The organism is Methanoregula sp. (assembly GCF_002835825.1).
GTDB lineage: Archaea > Halobacteriota > Methanomicrobia > Methanomicrobiales > Methanospirillaceae > Methanoregula.
Genome location: NZ_PIZH01000175.1, coordinates 1 through 4,707, shown reverse-complemented (window position 1 = coordinate 4,707; position 4,707 = coordinate 1). Strand labels below are relative to the sequence as shown.

The following is a 4,707-nucleotide window of genomic DNA, read 5'->3' as shown; positions in this document are numbered from 1 at the left end:
AACGCTTCATCAATGATCCCGGTTATGCCGAGTTCATCGATCATTCCTGCTACAACCTACATTTCGCAGGTCTCCCGAACGAAATAATAATTTCGAAAAGTTGGACCCATAACGTTGAGGATATTGAGAGTCTCCTCATTCAGATTCACGATGAACCGTTTACTCCGAGAATCTATTGAGAAAATCACTTCAGCCGGCCTCATAAAAATCGTGAAGATCCATTTCATGGTGGGGTTCTGGACCGGTTTATTGAGTTGGTTTTTCACCGATGAGCCGGCCTTTTTGAGTTTATTTCGGAGATCCCATTCAGCGACGGCATAAACAAACAAACAAAGAACCATGATCATAGATAACGCTTCGATTCTGGATTCTTTTTTGAGGAAAACTTCTGCGACCCGGAAGCTTTTGTCTTTGAGGAACCGGAACCCGCGCTCTACCGACTGCTGCCCTTTGTAGTATTTCAGGATAGTATCCGGATCAAGTTCCGGATCATTTGTAGCCAGAATAAACCGGCCAAGAGCAAGTTTTTCACGGTCGATCACCTCGGGAATAATATCGAGCGGAGAATCAACGAAAAAGATCGTTTCCAAAAGGTCATTTTTACCCGGTCGGCCGCGTTTTTTCACTATCTTCTTCTGAGAAGATTCGATGCGGAAACAATCGGCACGCAGGAACGGATGTTCAGAAAACCATCGGCCAGCAGCGAGTCGGGCATCCGGTTCACAGACAAACTCCTTCGCCTTGAGTTTTTTAAACGATTTCCGTGCATTTTCCATCCGTTTTTTCAGGGTTTGTTCATAGGTTTTTTCCTGGCGCATTCGGCCTTTTTCCGATGTGACCAGAACCCATTTCTGGAGTATCCCCCCGTAATCTGCCTGACATTCATGAAAGGAATACCCCGGATCGTTTCCTGGAACCAGGGGAAAATCGCTGGCAAGAAGGGATTTTACCATTGAGATCGTCGTAGGAACATGACTGATCCAGTAGGTGTGACTCCCCAGGGTCTGAAGATTTTTCTCGGTATAAAACGCGCTGTCGGCTATGTAATATGCCCGGTCCTTCAGATTGAGATTCTTTTTTACTTTCTGGATCGTTTCAAGGAGTGTTTTCTTATCGGACGCATTCCCGGAATACGGCTGGGTGAAGAGGGGTATACCGTGCTGGTTGGAGACCATACTTAGAACGAACTGTTTGAGATCGTCCCGATGATCTTTACTATGGCCATAAGTAATCTGGATTGTTTTGAAATTCGCTTCCTCGTTATCATAATCTCCGTAAACGCTGAAACTGGTGGTATCTGCATGAAGTAAATGAGTCCCGAACTGGAATTTTTTCATGACTTCCAACACGATTTTGTTGAAGAGATCGGTGGAGCCATACTCGTAGATCCGATCCAAGGTCCGAACGAGAACGTCATCGTTGAAATGGTCCGGAGTGACACCCTCCCCGAATAACTGTTCGGTGGAGAGGTTGCTGAAAAACCGGGAGAATATGTACAGTCGTCGTTCGTTGAAACCAAGGCCATTCAGCAGCATTGCTTTGATTATTGCTGAATGCGGGAGTACGTGATCACGGGTTTTGGGTAACGCTTCATCAATGATCCCGGTTATGCCGAGTTCATCGATCATTCCTGCTACAAGTCCCAGATGGCCAATTTGTTTTGACGTGAAGTTCTGGGAGGTTAATCCAGAAAAATCTGACACAGTGTGATATCCCGAATTCATTTCACTCAATTGCTGCATAAAACCACTCCTTTGAATAATTGAGAATACGTTCAGACAATAATTTTCTCCAGAACGCTTGTTCAGGAGTTTCACATTCATCGAGGTTGAGACTCATGTGAGGTTTGATCGTATTGTACCAGCGAACGAAATCCTCGACAGAGCTGAACCTGTTGAGTTTCTGTTCGAGCAATCCGAACCATCGTTCGATTTTTCCATTGGTTTGAGGGTGTTTTACTCGGGCAATGATGTGGTTGATGTTGTTCTCTTTGAGGAACTCTTTGAACAAATGCCGGGAATGATCGCGGTCCCAGGCCGAGACGAACTGGGTACCATGATCGGTGAGGATCTCGCGAGGGGTCCCGTATTCGCGGAACCCCTGGTTCAGCACAGTAATCGTGTTTTCAGTCGTTGGTGAATTGAAAATCCCGTAACAGGTGATCAACCGTGATGAGTCGTCAAGGAATGCAATAATCCATTGCTTTCTTCCTTGGAATTCGAACTCTTTCCAGTCACCCTGCCAGAGAGACATCGAGTGTTTCCTTTCGAATCGAACCCATTTCCTTTGGCGCTTTTTCTTGGGATTCTCAATGACCAACTGATGCATCAACATTACCCGGTAGATCGTATTGTGAGGAATTGCAACTCCGTAGTGGACCTTGATGATCTTTTCGAGGATAACCGGTCCAGACTGGTAGATGTGGTAGGCATCAAGAATGATTCGTTCAAACTCCGGATCCAAGGGTTTCTTCTTTCGGCCTGGATCCTTTAGTTCCGGGATAAGGCCTTCTTTCCGATAGTACTGTTTTAGTTGATAGATCCGTCGTCGGGATACCCTCACAAACCGGGCTATCTCATCTGGATGGGTCCCTTTCTCCACCTCACGGATGATCCACTGTATCTTTCTATCCGTTAATTTCCTCACAAGAGTTATTGAAAGTTTTGTGAAATTATTTCGGGATAGGACAATACGGGTAGCAGCAGATATGATATTCGTATGAAAAATATCTCTGCGTGAATCGAAGATTTAAAAGGAACGGACGGGTTCACCCTCCATGCAACGTCAGGGAACCCGGTCCTGCCACGAAGGGCATGATCCAATTGCCTTGGTATCTCAAGAAGGTTTTGATGCGGCCCTTTTCGAGTACAAAGGAGGTTGGAACATCATGAAACCAGAAGATAAACCGGGTCCGGACGGATACGCGTATCCAAACGCGACCCCGGAAATGTATCGTATTCCAAAACCACAGGTACGAGGGGAGGCGGGCGGGCCATGAACTACCGGCTCGTCGCGCTGGTGCTCGTTGTGCTCTGCATGACGATGGCGACACCGGCCCTTGCGCAGGAGAACCCGTACCGGCATGCCGGGGACGTAACTGAACTGGACATTCCGGTCCCGCTTGAAGACGGTGGTTTCAAATCGGCCGGGTCATCCGGCATCGAATTCCGGGGAGCGGGATATACGCACCGGATCGGTCGGGTCTCGATCGCCATGAATCCCGTGGACCAGAAACACGACGGGAAGATCGCGGTGGACGGGAACCTGCGCCGGTATTCCACCGGGGGAATGGTCGTGGAACACGAAGTGTACCGTGACCTCGTCAAGGAACGGATCATCCTTGACGCGCCGGCGAGTGTCCGGTACTCGTATGATCTTGCACTCTCAGACTGGGTGACCCTCGAGACGGACGAGTCGCGGCCGGTCGAAATCCGGGATGCCAACAACACGGTCATTGTCACGTACCCGTACACCAAAGAGGTAACGAACTACGCAAATGAGAGCACCATCGACATCGGTCCTGACCGGTGGGGCAACCTTGTCGTGTATGTCAACGGTGAAGATGTCGTGGTGATGCCAAAACCTTTCGCTGTGGATGCCGCCGGGAAACGGTTCGACATGGATTTCGAGCTTGACAGGAAGGCAAAGACCATCACGGTGGCCGGGGATCTGGCCGGTGCGAAGTATCCCGTGACCGTGGACCCGACCGAGCGGGTGACGAACGGGGGGTTTGAGACCGGGGGCCTGAACGGCTGGAGTGGGCTGGGCAGTTACGGATCCTATTCCGTTGTAAGCGGCGGCGCGCATGCCGGTAATTATTATCTCAATGTCCAGGGCAGCGGTGGATATTCAGGAATACGGCAGACGATCAATTATGCCGGCGTCAGTTCGGTATCGACAGCTGCACAGATCCCTGTTCGCAACACCTATGATATTCCCGTTTCGAATGTCTGGAAAACCATCGGCAACTGGCTGATCAACAACCAGGGACAGACGATCCAGGACTGGACTGTGCGATCCGCGAGCACGACGCTGACAGGAAACAGCACCATCGATATCTGGACGTACTCCTCAACCCACGGCCATATCGATTCGGTTACTGCGATGGGAGCCGATCCCCCGGTCGCCGATTTCACCGGCACGCCCCTCTCCGGCACCCGGCCCCTCATGGTGCAGTTTACGGACACGTCGACTGGTTAACCGACATCGTGGGAATGGGACTTTAATAATGATGGAATCGTGGACAGTTATGATCAAAACCCGCAATTTATGTATACTGAAATCGGATGCAATGATGTAAAACTGACCGTAACAAATCCGGTCGGCAGCGATACGGAGACGAAGAACGGGTATATCACGGTGACGGGATACTATTACGTTTACTCCGATGGGGTCTCACTGTATCATGGCTGGAAAGGGAATATCGATTTATTCCATGCCAGTACGACCGCAACAGAATTCTATTCCAACATTCATGGAAAACAGGGATCGGTTTATTCCTCGTACATCTGGCAGGGACTTGCTAATCCGGTAAATGATGCCACAGGTTCGAGGAACTGGAACATCAACGAAGATGCAAATTCCATGGCGAACAATGCAGACTTCGCATTCCATACCGGGCATGGATGGGATGACGGTATCTTGTTCGGAACAGCCAATTACGATCATGAACTGTTCCGCACGAATAACCTGAGTTTTGGCGGTAAC

At 49.4% G+C, this 4,707-nt stretch carries 4 protein-coding genes; 2 read left to right on the top strand and 2 right to left on the bottom strand.

Annotated features, from left to right (window positions below; all coding sequences use genetic code 11):
• Positions 1–56: 56 nt before the first annotated feature.
• Both CW742_RS07500 and CW742_RS07495 read right to left on the bottom strand, forming a co-directional pair.
• Positions 57–1,724: an IS1634 family transposase gene (locus CW742_RS07500; protein WP_292418610.1), complete on the bottom strand. Its 1,668-nt coding sequence runs from the start codon at positions 1,722–1,724 to the stop codon at positions 57–59.
• A 1-nt stretch (position 1,725) separates the two neighbouring features.
• The gene (locus CW742_RS07495) at positions 1,726–2,646 is read right to left on the bottom strand and encodes a DDE-type integrase/transposase/recombinase (protein WP_292418607.1); all 921 of its coding nucleotides are present in this window, start codon (positions 2,644–2,646) and stop codon (positions 1,726–1,728) included.
• A 348-nt stretch (positions 2,647–2,994) separates the two neighbouring features.
• On the opposite strand from CW742_RS07495, the gene CW742_RS07490 reads away from it, so the two are divergent.
• Positions 2,995–4,200: a hypothetical protein gene (locus tag CW742_RS07490; RefSeq protein WP_292418604.1), complete on the top strand. Its 1,206-nt coding sequence runs from the start codon at positions 2,995–2,997 to the stop codon at positions 4,198–4,200.
• A gap of 69 nt (positions 4,201–4,269) precedes the next feature.
• The coding region (locus CW742_RS07485) for a hypothetical protein (RefSeq protein WP_292418602.1) at positions 4,270–4,707 on the top strand (438 nt) is incomplete at its 3' end.